The sequence below is a fragment of the Pararhizobium capsulatum DSM 1112 genome (assembly GCF_030814475.1).
Lineage (GTDB): Bacteria > Pseudomonadota > Alphaproteobacteria > Rhizobiales > Rhizobiaceae > Pararhizobium > Pararhizobium capsulatum.
This window is the reverse complement of sequence record NZ_JAUSVF010000001.1, coordinates 913,172-933,357: the sequence shown is the minus strand read 5'-3', so window position 1 is coordinate 933,357 and position 20,186 is coordinate 913,172. Positions and strand designations below refer to the sequence as shown.

Here is a 20,186-nt window from a genome sequence, read left to right as displayed (position 1 = left end):
ACATTCGGCGAAAAACAACAGGCTTCAGCAATGTCCTCCACTGACCCTATCGCCAATCTCGCCACGCTCATCCGCTGCCCGTCCGTTACGCCTGCGGAAGGCGGCGCGCTTTCTGCGCTGGATGCTATGCTCGCTCCGCTCGGTTTCAAGATCGATCGGGTGATGGCGAAGGATGAGAACACCCCGGATATTGAAAACCTCTACGCGCGTCTCGGCAATGATGGTCCTCATCTTCTGTTTGCCGGTCATACCGATGTCGTGCCGGTTGGCAACGAGGCTGACTGGTCACGTCCGCCCTTTGCCGCAGATATCGCCGACGGCGAAATGTATGGCCGCGGCGCGGTCGATATGAAGGGTGGGATCGCCTGCTTTGTTGCTGCCGTCGCGCGCCACATCGAAAAGAACGGTGCACCGAAGGGTTCCATCTCCTTCCTGATTACCGGCGACGAGGAAGGGCCGGCGATCAACGGCACGACAAAGCTGCTGGAATGGGCCGCTGACAAGGGCGAGCGCTGGGATGCCTGCCTTGTGGGCGAGCCGACCAACCCGGATCAACTGGGCGACATGATCAAGATCGGTCGCCGCGGCTCTCTCTCGGGCAAGATCACCGTTCATGGCGTACAGGGGCATGCCGCCTATCCGCATCTGGCCGACAATCCGGTGCGCGGCGTGCTGGCCCTCACCAGCGCTCTGATGCACCCGCCCTTCGATGCCGGCACCGACAATTTCCAGCCGTCCAATCTCGAAGTCACGACGATCGACGTCGCCAATAGCGCGGTCAACGTCATTCCCGCCCGTGCGACGGCAAGCTTCAACATCCGCTTCAACGACACGTGGAGCGTGGAAAGCCTGCAGTCTGAAATCCTGGCACGGCTCGACCGCGCCGCACAGGAAAGCCCGCTGCGCGCCGGCCGGGAGCCGGTAAAATACGATATCGTCTGGAGCGAACGGCCGAGCCATGTGTTTCTCACCCACAACGAGGCGCTGATTTCATCGCTGTCAGATGCCGTTGAGGCCGTCGTCGGGCGCCGGCCAAAACTCTCCACCACCGGCGGCACCTCCGACGCCCGCTTCATCAAGGATCATTGCCCGGTCGTCGAGTTCGGGCCTGTCGGTCAAACCATGCATATGGTGGATGAGCGCGTCTCCGTCTCCGATCTGGAAACGCTGACACAGATCTACGAAACCTTTATCGACCGCTGGTTTGGCAATGCCGCAGCTTGAGGAGATCGGCACCTATCTGAAGGGTATCTGGCTGCTGCTCAGCGGCGACAAACGCGGCTTCGACTATCTCGATCTCTCGGCCATCGGCGTCTGGCGCTCCTTTGCATCCATCCTGTGGTGCCTTCCTGCAATGGCGGTAAGCTGGGGAGCGTGGCGGCTCTATTATCTGGCGAACATGCCGCAAGGGACACCTGCGGGGCTGACGTTCATTCTGAAGCTCTTCCTGATCGATCTTTCCGCCTGGGTCCTGCCACTGGCCCTGATCGCGGTGCTTGCCAGGCCGCTCGCCTATAGCGAGATCTTGGCTGATGTGATCGTGACTTCGAACTGGATTTCGTTGCCTATCTTTTACGCCATGGCCGTTCCCGCCGCGATCCGTCTGGTCATTCCCGGCAGTGAAGGGCTGACAGCCTTGCTGTCCTTGGTGACGCTGGTCGTTTCCTTTGCCGCAGTCTTCCGGCTGATAAAGACGATCGCCAGCCCGCATGCGCTGCTGGCATTCGCTCTGACAACACTTTCCATCCTGCCATCGCTGATTATCGGTGAACTGATGCAGCGAGCGCTTGGCCTGTTTCCGGGCTGAGCCTGACGGTTAGTAATCCACCTGCATGAAATAGAGCCCGTCCGGCGGCGCCACCGGGCCGCAGGCCTTGCGGTCTTTCGCTTCAAGAGCCGTACGCACATCCTCAGGCGTCCACTTGCCCTCCCCGGCCAGTTTCAAGGTGCCGGCAAAAGAGCGGATCTGGTTGTGAAGGAAGCTTTGCGCGGTCGCCCTGATCTCGATGATCTCGCCGTCGCGCGTAACATCCAGCCGATCGATTGTGCGCACCGGACTGTTGGCCTGGCAATGGGCCGACCGGAATGTCGTGAAGTCATGCTTTCCGACCAGCATCTGGGCGGCTTCGTGCATTGCCTCGTGATCAAGCGGCTTCACCACCCACCAGGCACGCCGGGCCTCAAGCGCCAATGGCGCGCGTCGGCAGATGATCCGGTAGAGATAATGCCGCCGTAAAGCAGAGAAGCGCGCGTCGAATTCGGGTGATACTTCCGCCGCGTCGAGGATCGACACCTGTTCGCCATTCTGGCCGAGATGGGCATTGAGCGCGTTGCGCAGCGTCTCGCCCTTCCAGCCGCGCTGCAAATCCACATTTGCGACCTGTCCACGGGCGTGGACGCCTGAATCGGTGCGCCCGGCGCCACGGATGGATACGGTCTCACCGGTCAGGCCGAGGATCGCCTTTTCAATGGCGCCCTGTATCGACGGACCGTTGTCCTGCCGCTGCCAGCCGACATAGGCCGAACCGTCATATTCGATGAGCAGACGAAAACGGGGCATCAGGCAAGCCTTGTGCCGGCAGCGATCGGCGTACCACGCCGGAACTCTTCCGCCCCAAGCACCTTGCCACCCGCCTTCTGCAGCCGGGTGAGCCTGACCGATCCCTCGCCGCAGGCAATCGTCAGGTCGTCGAAAAGCACGGTTCCCGCCACGCCACCTGCCGTCTCGACAACCGAGGACAGCACCTTGATCCGCTCTGCCTTGCCGCCGATATCGGCCTCGAACCATGCGCCGGGAAAGGGGGAAAGCCCGCGAATATGGTTGTGCACCTCCTGAGCCGGCCTGGAAAAATCGATGCGGGTCTCCGCCTTCGATATCTTGGCCGCATACAGCGCACCTTCGTCCGGCTGCGGCGTCAGCGGCAGATCGCCGGCTTCCAGCTTGTCCATCGCGTCACGCATCAGGCTCGCCCCGGCCAGCATCAGCTTGTCGTGAAGTTCACCGGCCGTCATCTCCGGCCCGATAGCCACTGCCTTGGTCATCGCGACCGGTCCGGTATCGAGGCCGACATCTATCTTCATGACCATCATGCCGGTCTCATGATCGCCCGCCATGATCGCCCGCTGGATCGGCGCTGCACCGCGCCAGCGCGGCAAAAGCGAGGCGTGGCCGTTGTAGCAACCGAGCCGTGTTCCGTTCAGGATCGCTTCGGGCAGCAGAAGACCATAGGCGACGACGACGGCAACATCGGCGTCAAGAGCGCGAAACTCCTCGCGATCAGCTTCATTCTTGAAATTGAGTGGCGTTCGCACCGGAATGCCGAGCAGTTCAGCGGCCTGATGCACCGGTGACTTCTGAAGATCGAGACCACGACGGCCACCCGGCCGCGGCGGCTGGGTGTAGACCGAAACAATCCTGTGGCCGGCTTGGGCCAGCACCGAAAGCGTCGGCACTGAAAATTCAGGTGTTCCCATGAAGACGATACGAAGCGACACGGCATAGTTCCTTGTGAAGGAAGAAACCCGTCAAGGGTCTTGAACCGCCGCCTCGGCGGCGCAGGATTGGCCCGCCGATAGTGTCCGGCGCGCTCAGATCGCCTTGGCGCCGCGGACCTTGGCTGCCTTGGTGAACTTGCGGATCACCATCTCACGTTTCAGCTTGGAGATATAATCGATGAACAGCAGGCCGTTCAGATGATCGATCTCATGCTGCAGGCAGGTGGCAAGCAGGCCGTCGGCTTCGACGGTGTGGGCCTTTCCATCGCGATCGAGAAAATTGACCGTGATTTCCGCCGGGCGCTCGACTTCCGCGTAGTAGTCCGGGATCGACAGGCAGCCCTCTTCGTAGACCGAGCGCTCCTCGGCTGAGCGGACAATCTCGGGATTGATGAACACCAATGGCTGCTTCTCTTCACCATCCTTGGAAACATCGATCACCAGTATGCGTCTGGGAACGCCGATCTGAATGGCGGCAAGGCCGATGCCCGGCGCATCATACATCGTGTCCAGCATGTCATCTGCCAGGCGGCGAATGTCATCATTGACGGTTTCGACGGGCTTGGAAAGCTCGCGAAGAACCGGATCGGGAAGAATAATGAGCGGCTTAATGGTCATTGGCTCCCATAACCGATCTTGAAGACGGATGGAATTCTCCCTGCGAAGAATTTTTGGCCATCAACGCACTGCGAATGCTGGACTGGCGGCAATGTTCTTGTTTTGATCTGGAAACAATCGAAAAACCTGCTAGTTTTGCGCCATGAATTCGATCTTCAGCACCGACAATCCAGTTTTCATCCTCGGCACCTATCCGATCGGGCCTGATCTCCTGCTTGCCGCGGGGGCGATCCTGCTGGCAGGGCTCGTCCTCAGCATCGTTTTCAGCGCGCGCCGCGAACGGCGGCGGGCGCGCGAAGCGGACGAGCGAATGGCGACACTCGTCGCGGCACAAACGGAAATGCAAGGCCGGATCGCGGCGATGACCGAGGTTTTCGGCACCCGGCAATCCGAACTCAACCAATCGATCAACCAGCGCATCGATGGCATGACCCATCGTCTCGGCGTGTCGATCACCGAGCAGACGAAGGCGACCCACGAAAATCTGCGCCGGCTGCAGGAGCGACTGGCCGTGATCGACACGGCGCAGAACAATATCCAGTCGCTGGCCAAGGACATGGCCGGGCTGCAGCATATCCTCTCCAACAAGCAGACGCGCGGCGCCTTTGGCCAGTCTCGCATGGAGACCATCATCGCCGACGGCCTGCCAATGGGCGCCTATACCTTCCAGCCGACGCTTTCGAACAGTTCGCGACCGGATTGCACCATCCGCATGCCGAACGGTCAGCCCGTGCTTGTGGTCGATGCCAAGTTTCCGCTGGAAAGCTGGAATGCCATCCGCAACGCCGGGAGCGACACTGAGGCGGCGCGGCAGGCCGGCCTGCAGTTTCGCCGAGACATGGAGGTGCATGTCCGCGATATCGCCGGCAAGTATCTGATCGCAGGAGAAACGCAGGAAACGGCCTTTCTCTTCGTGCCTTCCGAATCGATCTTTGCCGAAATCCACGAGCATTTCGAGGCCATCGTGCAGAAGGCGCACCGCGCCCGCATCGTCATCGTTTCGCCCTCGCTTCTGCTGCTGTCGATCCAGGTGATCCAGTCGATCCTGCGCGATGCCCGGATGCGTGAGCAGGCCCATCTGATCCAGGGTGAAGTCATCAGGCTGATGGAGGATCTCGGTCGCCTGGACGAACGCATTCGCAAGTTGCATGGTCACTTCACCTCGGCGCAGAAGGACGTGGACGACATTCTTGTCTCCTCCGACAAGTTGAAGCGCCGCGGCGCCCGTATCGAAGCCCTGGAACTCGACAGCAAACCTGCGTCCTCCGCCCCCGAGTCGCGAACGGCGGAAAATCGTTTCGGCCAGTTGAAGCTGAAGGTGGTTGACGAGGACTGATGCTCTCGGGCAGTGTCCGGCCAAAATCACTGAGCGAAAACGGTGCCTGATGGTGCCGTATCAACACGGCCGGGGAGGCTTTCATGATCACTGTGTTCGGTTCCATCAACATGGACCTGATTGCCACCACCCCGCGCCTGCCGAAACCCGGCGAGACCGTGGCCGGCACCAGCTTTTCTACTGCGGCCGGTGGCAAGGGTGCCAATCAGGCTCTCGCTGCCACGCGTGCCGGCGCCAAGGTGCGCATGGCCGGCGCCGTCGGCTCAGACGCTTTCGCGGCAGATGCGCTGGTGCTGATGAAGGAAGCCGGAACCGACCTTTCGGCGACCAGGACCGTGGATGAGGCCACCGGCACCGCCCATATTCTCGTCGGCGGAGATGGTGAAAACGTCATCGTCGTCGTGGCCGGCGCCAACGGCAAGGTCAGCGACGAAGATGGCCGTGCCGCCGTCGCAGCGATGTCCGCCAACGACACGCTGGTCCTGCAGCTCGAAGTCCCCCCATCCGCGATCGAGACGGCACTCATCGCTGCCCGTCAAGCCGGTATCCGGTCCCTGATCAACATCGCGCCTCTGACGGCTGATGCGGCGCGTCTCGGACGAATGGCCGATATCGTTATTGCCAACGAAACCGAATTCGAACTGCTTGCGGAAAAGAGCGGCCTGTCTGCTGACGAACGCATTGAGGAAATGCGAAGGCTGCAGGGTGAAACCGGGCAGACCATTATCGTCACGCTCGGTGCCGAGGGTGTCGTCGCCCTCAGGGATGGCACGCTTTACCGTGCCGATGGCCTGAAAATCGAACCGGTGGATACCGTGGGTGCAGGCGACACCTTCTGCGGTTATCTGGCAGCCGGTCTTGATGCCGGTCTGGCGTTCGAGACGGCCCTGCGCCGCGCAGCTGTTGCCGGGTCTCTTGCCTGTCTGAAGCCCGGCGCCCAACCGGCGATCCCCCTTGCCAAGGACGTGGATGCCCGCGTCTGAGACGGTAAACAACCGCAAATAGCGATGCGCTTGCCTCGTTGTCCGCCATCGGGACAAAGAGTGTCGCAAAGCGGCAGAAAGGCCAAAACGCCTTTTAAACCAAACTTTTCGGTTTTTACGTTGTTCTAATTTTAATAAACTTCCAGCTATTCAGGATCTGTGCAGCGAGCCTTGCCGCCAGCTTCGGCTCGATCCTGCGATGTCGTCTGACATCTGGCGCTCCATGAGGGAGCATTTCCCAACATCTGTCTGCATCCCGTTGCGGCCTCCCGACCGCCAATCTGCCATCCCGAGGGGATCTTCATGCTCAAGTTTCAAGCCAAATCTCTGGCGACAAAGCTCATCGCGGTAACGGGTGGAACAATCGCCCTCGTCCTGCTTGCATCCAACTACGTTCTCATTTCCCAGACGCAGGACCGCGTGCAGACGCTGGTTCGCCAACAGGCTGAGGCCGAAGCCAAGGCAATCGCCTCGGGTGTCGCAAGCGACATCGGCGAACTTGCCGGTGCCGCCCGCTCGATGGCTGGTTCGGTCGGGCTTGGCCATGAAGGGGGCTTCCTTGATCGCAAGTCGATCATCAGCATCTTGAAGTCCAACGTTGAAAACAACGCCTTTGCCTTCGGCAGTTGGTTCGCGGAAGCGCCGGACGCTGCCTTTGACGGCAAGGCTGCCGACTACGTAGAAAAGAAAGACCTTGGCGGCAGCAAGACCGGTGCCTTCAACCCCTACTGGACCAAGAACAAGACCGGCGGCATCAGCTTCTCCGCCTTTGAATCCGATTATGAGGGCCAGTGGTATTCACTGGCTGCCAAGAGCGGCAAGGGCGCGATGTCTGCGCCTTACTCGGAGACGACGACCGGTGAGGCAGTCTCGATGGCTTCCATTGCCTATCCGGTCAAATCGGGCGGCAAGATGATCGGCGTCAGCGGCGTCGACGTGTCTCTGAATTCGCTTGCCGAAAAGCTGAGCAAGCTGCATCCCTTCGGCACAGGCCGCGTTACTCTGCTTGCCCAGAACGGCAACTGGCTGGTCGCTCCGATCCCGGAACTGCTGATGAAGCCGTATGAGGATGGCGGCGTCGATCTCGTCAAAGAGGCGCTCGCTTCCGGCAAAACCGGTCTTGTCCAGGGTCTTCAGTTCAGTGAAGCTGAACCGTTCGACCGCATCATCTATCCCTTCGCCCTGCCCGATATCAACACGAGCTGGGTCGTTCTGGTGGATGTGCCGCGCAGCGCCATTGCCGCCCCGGTCAATGACCAGACCTACATGATGATCATTGGCGGTCTCGTTGTTCTTGCAGCTGTTATGCTCGGCCTTTATTTCGCCGTTCGCCGCTTCGTCCAGAAGCCCCTTACCGGCCTTGTGACTGACGTCGAAGCCCTCGGCCGCGGCGTCTACACCAACCCGATCGCCGGCCAGGACCGCACCGACGAAACCGGCGCTGTCGCCAAGGCCCTGGAAGGTTTCCGCCACCAGCTCGCCCATACCAAGCGCCTGGAAGCCGAAGCTCAGCACGAACGTCGTCAGTCGGAAGAACAGCGCAACATGACGGAAGCCGAGCGTGCTCAGTCGAACGCCCTCCAGCGCGATATCGTCGCCCGTCTCGGCAGGAGTCTGTCGCATCTGTCGGCCGGTGATCTCGCCTACCGCATTGCCGACGATTTCCCGGGCGAATACGCGCAGCTGAAAATCGACTTCAATGCCGCGATGCAGAGCCTTGAAGAGACCATCCAGACCGTCAACGCGTCCGTCCACAACATCGGCAACGGTACCGGCGAAATCTCGTCGGCTGCCAACGACCTGTCGCACCGCACGGAGCAACAGGCCGCAAGCCTCGAGGAAACCGCAGCCGCCCTCGACCAGCTGACCTCGCAGGTCAATGCCAGCGCCGACAATGCCAAGGTTGCCGCCAAATCGGTGGAATCGGCCAGCGGCGATGCTGAAAAGTCCGGCGAAGTCGTCCAGAAGGCGATTTCGGCCATGAAGGGCATCGAGCAGTCGTCCGGCGAAGTCAGCCGCATCATCGGCGTCATCGACGAAATCGCCTTCCAGACCAACCTGCTGGCGCTCAACGCCGGTGTCGAGGCAGCCCGCGCCGGTGATGCCGGCAAGGGGTTCGCGGTCGTCGCCCAGGAAGTGCGTGAGCTCGCCCAGCGCTCCGCCAATGCCGCCAAGGAAATCAAGGCGCTGATCAACACCTCGGCCGAACAGGTCCGCGAGGGCGTGGATCTCGTCGGCCAGACCGGCAGTGCGCTGCAGAAGATCGCCGATCAGGTTGTCCAGATCAACGGCCTCATCCGCCAGATCTCCGGCTCTGCTTCCGAACAGGCCGTCGGCCTCAAGGAGATCAACACCGCCGTCAACCAGATGGATCAGGTGACCCAGCAGAACGCAGCCATGGTCGAAGAAACCACAGCCGCCAGCATGGCACTGAACGAAGAAGCCCGCACGCTGAGCTCGCTCGTCTCGCGCTTCCAGGTCGCCCGCCAGGGTCAGTCGTCAGCCGCCATGCTGCGGGGTACAGCCGAGCGCATGCGCACACCGGCCGCACCGGCGAAGGCCCCGGCAAGCTACGCCGCGGCAAAGCCTGCCCCTGCCCGCTATACGACCCCGACGAAGTCAATGCCGCAGACCTCCGGTGCAAACGCACTCGCTGCCGACAGCTGGGAAGAGTTCTGATCGCCTGCCGCAACGCTCTCCTCCGTTATCCGCGGCACCAGGCCGGGAATGACGCGGAGAGCGTGGAATTTAAGTGGTTTCAACATGAAAACGGCGCCCTCGGGCGCCGTTTTCATGTGTAGCGTTAGAGCCGTGCGAGCCGCTCGGTCAGGAGATCGAAGAAGCCCTGGTCGTCCACTTCACGCATGACCCTGGCATTGTGCTTGCGGCCGGTCACCTGCCACCAGTCGACCACGGTCATGCCGACCGTCAATTCGGACGTCGTTTCGATTTCGACGTTGCAGTCGCGTCCCTTGAAGAGTTCGGGACGCAACAAGTAGGCAATAACCGTCGGATCATGCAACGGACCGCCATCCGAGCCATATTTCTCGATATCGAAGCGCTCGAAGAAATCCAGCATCTCGGCCATGGCGACAGCCGGGCGCGATCCGATAGCGCGGATCTTCTCAACCCGGTGCTTGTAGGTGAGCACACGGTGCGTTACGTCCAGCGGCATCATGACGATCGGGATACCCGAGGCAAAAACGATCTTTGCCGCATCAGGATCGACATAGATGTTGAATTCGGCCGCCGGCGTGATGTTTCCCCCCTCGAAGAAACCACCGCCCATCATCACCAGCTCGCGAATGCGTGGCGCAATCTCCGGCGCCTTCTGCAGCGCAAGCGCAATATTGGTCAGGCAGCCGAGCGTGCAGAGCGTAACCGTGCCCGCATCTTCAGCAAGAATGGTTTCGACGATGAAATCGACGGCGTGCTGTTCCTGGACCGGCATCGTTGGCTCGTCGACGACGGGTCCGTCGAGGCCCGTCTTGCCGTGGACGTGCTCGGCCGTCACCAACTGGCGCAGCAGCGGCTTGTCGGCGCCCTCGAAGACCTTGATGTCCGGCCTGCCGGAGAGTTCGCAAACCACGCGGGCATTGCGCGAGGTCAGGGCCAGGGGGACGTTGCCGGCAACGGTGGTGATGCCGAGGATATCGAGCTCCTCCGGGCTGCCAAGGGCCAGCATGATGGCCGCGGCGTCGTCCTGACCGGGATCGCTGTCGATGATGATTTTCCTGGCCGCGGCCATGTCCTGCACTCCCTGAGATTTCCGGTGCGGACTATGATTTGCACACTCCCCCGGCGCAAGCGCCTTGTACTGATTGCGCACAACTACCATATTCTGGCCGGCGGATGCTGCCCATGCGGATCCACCATGATGTCGCCTGCCCTCTCCGTCGCCCACCCCGAAGTCGCTTGATTACAAGGACAAGGACATGAGCCGCCTGCCGCCTTTCACGAGCCCCCTGATGCTCGGTTTCGATGCCATGGAAAGCACGCTCAAGCGCATCGCCAAAGGCAATGACGGCTATCCGCCCTACAATATCGAGCGCGTGCATCGCGACGACACCACCGATCAGCCCGAACGTCTTCGCATCACATTGGCCGTTGCGGGCTTCTCAGAGGATGATCTAGAAGTCACCGCCGAGGACAATCAGTTCGTGATCCGCGGACGCCAGATCGAGACCGTTGAACGTGAATATCTGCACCGGGGCATCGCCGCCCGGCAGTTCCAGCGGACATTCATGCTGGCCGATGGAATGCAGGTCCTGAAGGCCGAATTGCGCAACGGATTGCTCTCCATCGACCTCGTGCGGCCCGAACCCTCCCGTATGGTAAAGAAAATTAATATTTTGGTCCCAGACTAGGATTGCGGACGGGTCACCCGACCGCTTGAACGACCAGCGACAGGCGCTAGACCCTAGGTTTTCCTGGGTTGGTCGGAAATTCAAGTCTTACGAATCGGGCATCTCAAATGCCCGACCGTAAACCACGGAGCGAGACTCATGGGACTGAAACACGTCGACACGCACCTTTCGAAGAACGATCTGGCCCATCTCGGCGCCGGAGAAGTCGGTTACATCAGAAAGATGCGCTCGGATGAAGTATCGCGCTGCTTTCCGGAAGCTCCCGACATGGACCCAGGCCTTGATCTCTGGGCTCTTTTCGGCGCCGACGGCACGCCTATCCTTCTGACCGACAACCGTTCCAGCACATTCTTCAAGGCAGCCGAAGACGATCTGCGGACCGTCAGCCTGCATTAGAAGTACCGCGGCGCGCCGATCTTTTTCGGCGAGCCGCCGCTTTCATGAGGTTTGCCGCCCGCCTGTCAGACGCGGCGGAAGGTAAGATAGGCGGAGCTTCGGCCTTCACGGCGCGCTTTTGCCTCGTAGCGCGTGCTTGGCCAACCGGCGAACGGTGTCAGCCAGTCGGAGGCATTCTCCGCGGTCCATTCAAAGGACGCGTGATCCCGGCATTTTGCGAGCGTCCAGTTTACGTAAGTATCGATATCGGACGCGAAGCAGAACACGCCGCCCGGCTTCAGAACGCGGGCAAAACGTTCGAGATTGACCTTCGAGACGAAGCGGCGCTTCCAGTGTTTGCGCTTGGGCCACGGGTCGGGATAGAGCAGGTCGATCTGGTCGATCGATGCTTCCGGCAACCAGTCGAGAACCTGGGTCGCGTCGTCGTCATGCAGCCGGATGTTCTCAGCACCTTTTTCCTCGATCTGACCGACAAGCTTTGCCATCGAATTCACGAAGGGCTCGACACCCATGAAACCGGTCGTGGGGTTTTCCACCGCGCGATGGATCAGGTGTTCACCGCCGCCGAAACCGATTTCCAGCCGCACCCGATCGACGGGATGGCGAAACAGCGTCTTGATATCGGCCGGCGCCTGCGACGCCAGATCGAGCCGCAACAATGGCAGAACCGTTTCCAGATGCGCTGCCTGCAGCGCGCGCAAAGGCTTGCCCTTGCGGCGTCCGAAGAAGGCTTCGGTCGAGCGGCTGGGGTGCTGTTCGGTCATGTCTGCGGTCTCTCGGTTATAGAAAAGCGGGCGCTTCCGGCAAGAAGCACCCGCTCTTTACTGTTTTATGCCGTTGTCCGTCCAGAGGCGGGATCAGGCAGCCTTCAGCCCGTTCTCTTTCAGAGCATCCTTGAGCGGCTTGACGAGATCGAGCTTCTCCCAGGAGAACGATCCATCCCGACCGGCCTTGCGGCCGAAATGGCCATAGGCGGACGTCTTGGCATAGATCGGCTTGTTGAGATCGAGATGCCGGCGGATGCCCGAGGGCGAGAGATCGATCGTCTTGCGAATAGCGGCTTCAACCTCATCCTCGGTCACCTTGCCGGTGCCGTGCAGGTCAACGTAGATCGACAGGGGCTGAGCAACGCCGATCGCGTAGGAAAGCTGGATCGTGCAACGATCAGCGAGGCCTGCGGCAACGACGTTCTTGGCGAGATAACGCGCGACATAGGCAGCCGAACGGTCGACCTTGGTCGTATCCTTGCCGGAGAACGCGCCGCCGCCATGGGGGGCCGCGCCACCATAGGTGTCGACGATGATCTTGCGGCCAGTGAGGCCTGCGTCGCCATCCGGGCCGCCAATCACGAACTTGCCGGTCGGGTTGATGTACCAGTTGCAATCATCAGCGATGGCGATGTCATGCAGCGCTTCGCGGATATAGGGCTCCACCACCGACCGTACCTTGTCGCTATCCCAGCTCTCGTCGAGATGCTGTGTGGAGAGTACGATCGAAGCGACCTCGGACGGCTTGCCGTCGACATAGCGGACCGTCACCTGGCTCTTGGCATCGGGGCCGAGCTTGCCGGCATCGCCTTCGCCCTTCTTACGGGCGGCAGCGAGCAGATGCAGGATACGGTGCGAGTAATAGATCGGCGCCGGCATGAGGTCCGCCGTTTCGCGGCAGGCATAGCCGAACATGATGCCCTGATCGCCAGCCCCCTCGTCGCCCTGCTTGTCGGCCGCGCTGTCGACGCCCTGGGCGATATCGGCCGATTGCGAATGCAGGAGCACGTCGATCCTGGCGCTCTTCCAATGGAAGCCGCTCTGCTCATAGCCAATCTCGCGGATGGCCTTGCGCGCTGCGGACTTGAATTTGGAGGGGTTGATGACCGAGTTGCCATCCTTGTCGGTCTTCATCAGGCTGGGCGGGAGGCGCACTTCACCGGCGATGACCACGCGATTGGTGGTTGCGAGCGTTTCACAAGCGATACGGACGCTCCAGGGATCAACGCCGGTCTTGCCGGCTTCACGGTAGACGAGATCGACGATTTCGTCGGAAATCCGGTCGCAGACCTTGTCGGGATGACCTTCGGCCACGGACTCGCTTGTAAACAGGTAGTTGGCACGCATGCGGGAATTCCCCTCAATGAAAGACGTCTGTCAGTGTTCGTAGGCCTGACATCAGATAGCAGTGACACAAGGATATAAATATATCTTTATGTCAAAGTCACGAAAAGAATGTGCTTCTGGCGAATGCGCAGGGAATTAGCTTTCCCGAACGGACCGAAATTTTCCAAAGGCACAAAAAAAGCGGCACTTTGCGGCCGCTTTTTTTGCATCAGTAGCTTGCGTCTGCCTTATTCGGCTTCAGCTTCCGCCGCCAGCGCCTTGACGAGGTCAACAATCTTGCGGCGAACCTTGGGATCGCCGATCTTCACGAAGGCGCGGTTGAGCTGCAGGCCTTCCGAAGAAGACAGAAAATCAACCACGTAGTTCGAACTTGAAGCTTCCGCCATTCCAGGAGCACCGGACGTGTTTTCGCCCGGAGCATCTTCGAAAAAGAAAGAAACCGGAACGTTCAGGATGCCCGAAATGTTCTGAAGACGGCTGGCGCCGACCCGGTTGGTTCCCTTTTCATACTTCTGAATTTGCTGGAACGTGATGCCAAGAGCTTCCCCAAGCTTTTCCTGGCTCATGCCCAGCATGGTGCGACGAAGGCGAATCCGGCTACCGACATGGATGTCGATCGGATTCGGCTTCTTTTTGTTTTCAATCATAACGGTTTCCTAATATGCGAAATTTCAGCATCCATTAATTTGAATGCTGCCAGAGAGCAGGCTGCACGCCACATGTGCAGGCCGGGCGGAAACCCTCCGACCATAGGTTTAAGTCTACGGCATTTGCTACTATGCAATTTTAGGGGTTTTTGGTCAATTCACCCGGAAAATAAAACTACCGCGTGAAAACCCCGCAACCAACAGAAACATTACAGCAACAATTGCGGCGTTCCGTTTCTGTTGCCCGGGATCGTAGGGCGTCATGATTTTTCCCGGCAGGATTGTATCTACCACACCCCGTACGTTGAAGGATGCTCCAGATACAACCTCTCCCAGTCCATTTACGACAGCCGATATACCGCTATTGGCCCCTCGAACCAGGGGGAGCCCGGTTTCCACTGCACGCAATTGTGCTTGCTGGAAATGCTGATAGGGACCGGGGGTATCTCCAAACCAGGCGTCGTTCGTAACATTGAGGAGCGCACTCGCCGGCAAGGCAGCATTCCCCACTTCGTTCGGAAAGATCGCCTCGTAGCAGATCAGCGGATAGAAGACCTGACCGCCCGGCAAGGTCAGCATCGAACGGGTCGCTGCCGCCGAAAAGCCGCCAGGCATCGCTGCGGCAATCGCCTTTAGGCCAGCCGAGGCCAGGAGATCCTCGAAGGGCAGGTATTCGCCGAACGGCACGAGATGCAGCTTGTCGGCCGCCCCGACGATCTGGCCGCGATCATCGATCACATAAACCGAGTTGTAGTAACGTGGCGGCAGTCCCGCACCCGCATTTTCTGCCCTCACCGCGCCGGCAATCAGGATCTGCCCGTCCTGAAGGACATCCGCGATGCTGGCGAGAGCATCGGGATTTTCCGTCAGGAGAAACGGGACGGAGGTTTCCGGCCACACGATGATATCCGGGCGCTTGGCGCCATCGGCCGGAGCTGCGGCTGTTAATTCGAGATGCTCGGTGAAGATTTCGGCCCGGGCAGCGTCATCGAGTTTCATTGCCTGATCGATGACCGGCTGGACGAGGCGCACCGTCTGCTCCGGCTGGGGCGCCGTGGGGGCCGGTTCCTGCAAACGCCAGTAGCCGTAACCGATATGGCCGACCACCAGCAGCGCCGCGAGCGACAGGCCGAGCCCCATCCCCTTGCGCGTTCCCAGAAGTGCCGGCGCGGAAAAGACGAAGACCGACAGCATGTTCATGCCGGCAAGCCCAAAGATCACGGCCGACTGCATCATCATGGGCACGGGCATCGCCGCATAACCGACGGCATTCCAGGGAAAGCCGGTCAGCAGGATACCGCGCAGCCATTCGGCGAGGCCAAAAGCAAGCGCGAGCGCTGCAAGTCTGCCCAGGCCATCAGACCAGAGCATGCGCGCGACAAGTGCCGCAAAGCCGTAATAGAGAGCGAGAAAAGCCGGAAGCCCCAGAACAGCCAGCGGCAAGGCCCAGGCGAACTCATCCGCTTCGATCAGCAGCGCGTTTCCAAGCCACCAGAGCCCCCCCAGAAAATATCCGAAACCAAAGCACCAGCCGATTGCAAAGGCCGGAAACCCACGCCGCAGGCGGCCATGATCGGGATTGCCCGACGCGCCGTCCTGCAGCCAGACAAGGACGGGGAAGCTCAGGAAAGGAACGGCAAAAATGCCGAAGGGCGGCAGGGCAAGAACCGTGAGCAGGCCGGCAAGAAACGCAAGGAGCGCCCGGCGCGCGCCCGACAAAAGCATGATCCTGCCAGAAAGCCATTCCATGAAGTTCCCCTTGTTGTTCATTGTAGCCTCGCAGCAATCGTTTCGGCTTGGCGTCAGCAAGAGCGTGCATCCCCGATCGCACACCGTCTGCCCAGCCGCAGGCACACCGCGCGCGCGCCGAATCAATGCGAGGGGCAGTCTTCCAAAAAAGCGAACCTTTGTCGTGCTGGTAGACCCAATGATTTTCTGGGAGATGGCGAATAGTCGGATCAATGGCGCCTAACAAAAACGCCCGCTCTTTCGGAACGGGCGTCTGGCGTCATTGAAGATCATTGATCGGCAGGTCAGCCGGTTTCGCGCAGCGGATTGGCTTCCGGCGTTGTGATAACCTCACCGCCGGCTTCGTCCTCACCCTTGAGCGCGGGACGCCTGCTGCGGGCGGACGGGCGCTTGCGGATGATGCGCACGCGCTTGACGCGGCGCGGATCGGCATCAAGAACCTGGAATTCGAAACCGGGAAGTGCCTGGACGACCTCACCACGGGCCGGAATGCGGCCAAGCGACGCGAACACCAGACCGCCGAGCGTATCGACATCCTCAAGCTGCTCGCGCACATCGAAATCCGGACCGATCGCCGCAGCGATCTCCTCCAGTTCGACGCGGGCATCGGCGACAAACACGTCGTCGGAGGTCTTGGCGAACATCACTTCGTCGTCGTCATGCTCGTCTTCGATATCACCGACGACCATTTCGACGATATCCTCAAGCGAGGCCAGACCATCCGTCCCGCCATATTCATCGATGACCAGCGCCATCTGGATGCGGGCCGCCTGCATGCGCTGCATCAGATCCGAGGCGTGCATGGATGGCGGCACGAACAGAACCTGACGAATGATGCCGGCTTCTTCCACCGTCTTGGAAAGATCGACGCGGGCCAGATCGAAAACTGCCTTTGGCTGGCGCGGCGCCTTCTCTGCCTTTTCAGCAGACGCGGCAGGACGGGCACTGGTGCGGCGCTTGTTGCGCGCCTGTTTGGTGACGTAGGAGAGAAGGTCGCGGATATGAACCATTCCCCGCGGATCATCAAGGCTTTCGCTGTAGACCGGCATGCGCGAGCGGCCGGATTCCTCGAAGATCACCATGAGTTCACCCACGGTGATGCTCTGGTCCACGGCTTCGATATCGGCACGCGGAACCATGACGTCTTCGACGCGAACCTCACGCAGGCGCAGGATGTTGTTGAGCATGGCCCGCTCGGCCGGAGAAAACGCCGTGTCCGTGCCCGGGTCTGTCATTAACGCGTCGGCGAGATCTTCCCGCAGGTTCGCGTTGCTTGTGCTGCGCCAGATGCGGGCAGCCCGGCTCCAGAAGGAAGTTGATTTGCCGCTTTCAGGTTTCTGGGCGGCGGCGCTGCTACTGCCCGCCTCGTCCGAACTTGAGGCTTCCGCCTCGTCTCTTACAGCCGCGGCCGGCTGTGCTTTAAAATCGCTCATCGTTCCAAACTATCATACGGGATCACTATCCCCATAGGGATCAGATAACCCAAGATCGGCCAAAATGCGAGTCTCAAGCCCTTCCATTCTTTCCGCATCGTCTGCGTCGATGTGATCATAGCCAAAAAGATGCAGAAATCCATGCACGAGGAGGTGGGTCAGATGCTCGTCGAAAGGCTTGCCGAGATCGGCCGCCTCGCGGGCGATCGTCTCCTGCGCCAGGATGATGTCGCCCAGCATCGGTCCCGGCATGCCCCCAGGCTCGACAGGATAGGCCGGGAAGGACAGCACATTGGTCGGCTTGTCGATGCTGCGCCATTCCGCATTGATGGCGCGGATGGAGGCATCATCGGTGAAGACCAGCGACAACTCGGTCGGCATCTTGGGAAAGGGCTGTTTTTCTTCGCGCGCCATAAACGTGGCAGCTTTTTCAAGCACACCGTCGCAAAACGACTGGAGAGCATCTTCGGAGGGCCATTCGCCCTCCTCGACGCTGATCTGGATATCGAGACTGCTCATAACGGTTGGCGGCCTCAGCGGTCGCCCTGCTCGCTTTCGTCCTGCACGGCGGTCTGTGCTTCATAGGCCCTGACAATGCGCGCCACCATCGGATGGCGAACGACATCGACGTCCTTGAAGCGGGTCACCGATACACCCTCGACACCCTTCAGGATCTGCAGCGCTTCAACGAGGCCGGACTTGACGCCGCGCGGCAGATCGACCTGGCTCGGGTCGCCGGTGACGATCATGCGGCCGTTTTCCCCAAGACGCGTCAGGAACATCTTCATCTGCATCGACGTGGTGTTCTGCGCTTCGTCGAGAATGACGGCGGCATTGCCAAGGGTGCGCCCGCGCATGAAGGCGAGCGGCGCGATTTCGATGACGCCGGCGGTGATCGCCCGCTCCACCTTGTCGCCGGGCATCATGTCGTAAAGCGCGTCATAGAGCGGGCGCAGATAGGGATCGACCTTTTCCTTCATGTCGCCGGGCAGGAAGCCCAGGCGCTCGCCGGCTTCGACGGCCGGGCGCGACAGGACGATGCGATCGACGGCGCCGCGCTCCAGAAGCTGGGCCGCATGGGCAACCGCGAGATAGGTCTTGCCGGTACCGGCGGGACCGACGCCGAAGACGAGCTCGGAACGCTCCAGAGCGCGCATATAGGCGTCCTGCGTTGGCGTGCGGGCGACGATGGTCTTCTTGCGCGTCGAAATCTGCGCGAGGTTCAGCTTGGCTTTCTTTTCCATTGTCGGCAATTGCAGCTGGTCATCGGCGGCGAGGGCCATGCGTACCGCGCCCTCAACATCGGAGGCATCAATGCTGCCGCCGCTCTGCAGGCGGCCGTAAAGGAAATCGAGAGCCCGGCGCGCCTGGTTGGTCGCAAGCACATCACCCGAGATCGACACGGAATTACCGCGCGGTCGGGCGTCGATGTTCAGCCGCTGCTCCAGCAATTTGAGGTTCTGATCGAACTGACCGAAGAGTTCGCTGGCGAAGCGATTGTTCTCGAAAGTAAGCACGAAGTGATTGACGTCTGTCGCGGATGTTTTCGACTGGCGCGGCGAAGTTGAAACCAATTCGTGTCCGTTCAAGCGGCAAAGCTCCTTAAGGTTCGGTCCCTTTAGCTTACCACTTCGGCAAACAAACTGTTAGGGCCGGTGCCAGTGATTCGTACCTTTATAATGTCACCGATTTGCGATGACTTTGCATCAACATTCACAGACTGCAGCCACGGCGAGCGGCCGATAAGCTGGCCGGGCATGCGGCCCGGCTTCTCCAGAAGCAGGTCGATCTCACGGCCGACGCATTCCTCGGCAAAGGCATGCTGCTGCTTCAGGAGCAAAGCCTGCAATCTTTCCAAACGGTTGGCTTTCACATCTTCCGGCACCTGGTCCTTCAGGTCGGCGCCGGGCGTTCCCGGACGGGTCGAATATTTGAACGAAAACGCCTGTGCATAACCCACGGCTTTCACAAGCCGCAGCGTGTCTTCGAAGTCCTCGTCGGTCTCGCCGGGGAAGCCGACGATGAAATCGCCAGACAAAGCGAGGTCCGGCCGCGCCTTCTTGATGCGCTCGATCAGTGCCAGATATTCGGCGGCCGTGTGACGCCGGTTCATGGCCTTCAGGATGCGGTTCGAGCCCGACTGTACCGGCAGATGCAGGTAAGGCATCAGTTGCGGCAGGTCGCGGTGGGCAGCGATCAGGCCATCATCCATGTCGCGCGGATGGCTGGTCGTATAGCGCAGCCGGGCAAGCCCCTCGATACCGGCAAGATGATGCAGCAGCTCGCCGAGACCCCATTCGGCACCATCCGGGCCGAGGCCATGCCAGGCATTGACGTTCTGGCCAAGCAGCGTGATTTCACGCACGCCCGCGTCCACCAGCTTGCGGGCCTCCGCAACGATCTGCGCAACAGGTCGGGACACTTCCGACCCGCGCGTATAGGGCACAACGCAAAAACTGCAAAACTTGTCACAGCCCTCCTGCACGGTCAGAAACGCGGTCACCCCTCGTGCCTTGGTCCTTGCCTTTTCCGGCGCGGGCAGATGCTCGAACTTGTCCTCGATCGCGTAATCGGTCTCGAGCACACGCTCGCCGCGCTTCACGCGCTTCAAGGCTTCCGGCAGGCGATGATAGGTCTGCGGGCCGATGACGAGATCGACGGCCGGCGCCCGGCGCAGGATCTCGTCACCCTCGGCCTGCGCGACGCAGCCGGCAACGCCGATCATCATCTCGCGGCCTTCGCCGGCCTTCTTCTTTTTCAGATCACGCAGTCGCCCGAGCGCAGAATAGACCTTTTCCGCCGCCTTCTCGCGGATATGACAGGTGTTGAGAAGAACGAGGTCGGCATCCTCCATCACATCGGTCGCGACATAGCCGTCCTTGGCCAACGCGTCCTGCATGCGATCCGAATCATAGACGTTCATCTGACAACCGTAGGTCTTGACGAAGACCTTGCGGGTGGGTTGATGATCGACGAGCGCGTCCGGCGCGCTGGAGAGCGTGGCGATTTCCTGTGTCATGCGGCTTCCATAGAGCAAGAAAGCCCGGA

The 20,186-nt window shown here is 60.5% G+C and carries 19 protein-coding genes; 7 read left to right on the top strand and 12 right to left on the bottom strand.

The genetic code is table 11. The features are described 5' to 3' along the window. Positions 1–30: 30 nt before the first annotated feature. A complete protein-coding gene (dapE, locus tag QO002_RS04385; protein WP_307227058.1) occupies positions 31–1,224 on the top strand; it encodes a succinyl-diaminopimelate desuccinylase in 1,194 nt (397 codons plus the stop codon). After that, a complete protein-coding gene (locus QO002_RS04380) occupies positions 1,211–1,807 on the top strand; it encodes a hypothetical protein (RefSeq protein WP_307227055.1) in 597 nt (198 codons plus the stop codon). The genes dapE and QO002_RS04380 overlap by 14 nt, the downstream gene beginning before the upstream one ends. A 9-nt stretch (positions 1,808–1,816) precedes the next feature. Here the strand turns inward: QO002_RS04380 and truA are convergent, their stop codons facing one another. The 3 genes from truA to def all read right to left on the bottom strand — a co-directional run bounded on the left by truA (position 1,817) and on the right by def (position 4,113). Next, on the bottom strand, positions 1,817–2,560 hold the full coding sequence (gene truA / locus QO002_RS04375) for a tRNA pseudouridine(38-40) synthase TruA (RefSeq protein WP_307227053.1): 744 nt from the start codon (positions 2,558–2,560) through the stop codon (positions 1,817–1,819). Further along, complete coding sequence (gene fmt / locus QO002_RS04370; protein WP_307227051.1) at positions 2,560–3,495, bottom strand: methionyl-tRNA formyltransferase; 936 nt, start codon at positions 3,493–3,495, stop codon at positions 2,560–2,562. The genes truA and fmt overlap by 1 nt, the downstream gene beginning before the upstream one ends. A 93-nt stretch (positions 3,496–3,588) precedes the next feature. Further along, positions 3,589–4,113: a peptide deformylase gene (gene def / locus QO002_RS04365; RefSeq protein ID WP_307227049.1), complete on the bottom strand. Its 525-nt coding sequence runs from the start codon at positions 4,111–4,113 to the stop codon at positions 3,589–3,591. 142 nt (positions 4,114–4,255) lie between these two features. Here def and QO002_RS04360 point away from each other — a divergent pair, with 142 nt between their 5' ends. From QO002_RS04360 to QO002_RS04350, 3 genes are all read left to right on the top strand, one after another. Continuing rightward, positions 4,256–5,449: a DNA recombination protein RmuC gene (locus QO002_RS04360; RefSeq protein ID WP_307227047.1), complete on the top strand. Its 1,194-nt coding sequence runs from the start codon at positions 4,256–4,258 to the stop codon at positions 5,447–5,449. Between the two features lie 83 nt (positions 5,450–5,532). Next, positions 5,533–6,432 (top strand): ribokinase, encoded by a 900-nt coding sequence (locus tag QO002_RS04355; protein ID WP_307227046.1) that lies wholly within the window; start codon positions 5,533–5,535, stop codon positions 6,430–6,432. 303 nt (positions 6,433–6,735) lie between these two features. Further along, entirely contained in the window at positions 6,736–9,111 is a 2,376-nt protein-coding gene (locus QO002_RS04350) for a methyl-accepting chemotaxis protein (RefSeq protein ID WP_307227044.1), read from the top strand. A 124-nt stretch (positions 9,112–9,235) separates the two neighbouring features. Here the strand turns inward: QO002_RS04350 and QO002_RS04345 are convergent, their stop codons facing one another. Continuing rightward, positions 9,236–10,180, bottom strand: coding sequence for a nucleoside hydrolase (locus QO002_RS04345; RefSeq protein ID WP_307227042.1), 945 nt, complete (start codon positions 10,178–10,180; stop codon positions 9,236–9,238). Between the two features lie 187 nt (positions 10,181–10,367). Between QO002_RS04345 and QO002_RS04340 the strand changes: the two genes are divergently transcribed. Together QO002_RS04340 and QO002_RS04335 are read left to right on the top strand one after the other, a co-directional pair. Beyond that, the gene (locus QO002_RS04340; protein WP_307227040.1) at positions 10,368–10,799 is read left to right on the top strand and encodes an Hsp20 family protein; all 432 of its coding nucleotides are present in this window, start codon (positions 10,368–10,370) and stop codon (positions 10,797–10,799) included. Positions 10,800–10,937: 138 nt separating this feature from the next. Further along, positions 10,938–11,195 (top strand): BQ00720 family protein, encoded by a 258-nt coding sequence (locus QO002_RS04335; protein ID WP_307227038.1) that lies wholly within the window; start codon positions 10,938–10,940, stop codon positions 11,193–11,195. A 65-nt stretch (positions 11,196–11,260) separates the two neighbouring features. On the opposite strand, the gene trmB is transcribed toward QO002_RS04335, so the two are convergent. The 8 genes from trmB to miaB all read right to left on the bottom strand — a co-directional run bounded on the left by trmB (position 11,261) and on the right by miaB (position 20,157). Further along, positions 11,261–11,959, bottom strand: coding sequence for a tRNA (guanosine(46)-N7)-methyltransferase TrmB (trmB, locus tag QO002_RS04330; RefSeq protein WP_307227036.1), 699 nt, complete (start codon positions 11,957–11,959; stop codon positions 11,261–11,263). 93 nt (positions 11,960–12,052) lie between these two features. Then, complete coding sequence (gene metK, locus QO002_RS04325; RefSeq protein WP_307227034.1) at positions 12,053–13,309, bottom strand: methionine adenosyltransferase; 1,257 nt, start codon at positions 13,307–13,309, stop codon at positions 12,053–12,055. A gap of 227 nt (positions 13,310–13,536) precedes the next feature. Beyond that, entirely contained in the window at positions 13,537–13,956 is a 420-nt protein-coding gene (locus QO002_RS04320) for a helix-turn-helix domain-containing protein (RefSeq protein ID WP_307227032.1), read from the bottom strand. Between the two features lie 153 nt (positions 13,957–14,109). Next, positions 14,110–15,705 carry an apolipoprotein N-acyltransferase gene (gene lnt / locus QO002_RS04315; protein ID WP_307227030.1) on the bottom strand — a complete coding sequence of 532 codons (1,596 nt, stop codon included), beginning with the start codon at positions 15,703–15,705 and terminating at the stop codon, positions 14,110–14,112. A gap of 284 nt (positions 15,706–15,989) precedes the next feature. Further along, positions 15,990–17,138 (bottom strand): transporter associated domain-containing protein, encoded by a 1,149-nt coding sequence (locus tag QO002_RS04310; RefSeq protein ID WP_307227028.1) that lies wholly within the window; start codon positions 17,136–17,138, stop codon positions 15,990–15,992. Positions 17,139–17,150: 12 nt separating this feature from the next. Continuing rightward, positions 17,151–17,657, bottom strand: coding sequence for an rRNA maturation RNase YbeY (gene ybeY, locus QO002_RS04305; protein ID WP_307227026.1), 507 nt, complete (start codon positions 17,655–17,657; stop codon positions 17,151–17,153). 14 nt (positions 17,658–17,671) lie between these two features. Beyond that, entirely contained in the window at positions 17,672–18,727 is a 1,056-nt protein-coding gene (locus QO002_RS04300; protein WP_307227024.1) for a PhoH family protein, read from the bottom strand. Between the two features lie 29 nt (positions 18,728–18,756). Further along, positions 18,757–20,157: a tRNA (N6-isopentenyl adenosine(37)-C2)-methylthiotransferase MiaB gene (gene miaB / locus QO002_RS04295; RefSeq protein WP_307227022.1), complete on the bottom strand. Its 1,401-nt coding sequence runs from the start codon at positions 20,155–20,157 to the stop codon at positions 18,757–18,759. Positions 20,158–20,186: the final 29 nt, after the last annotated feature.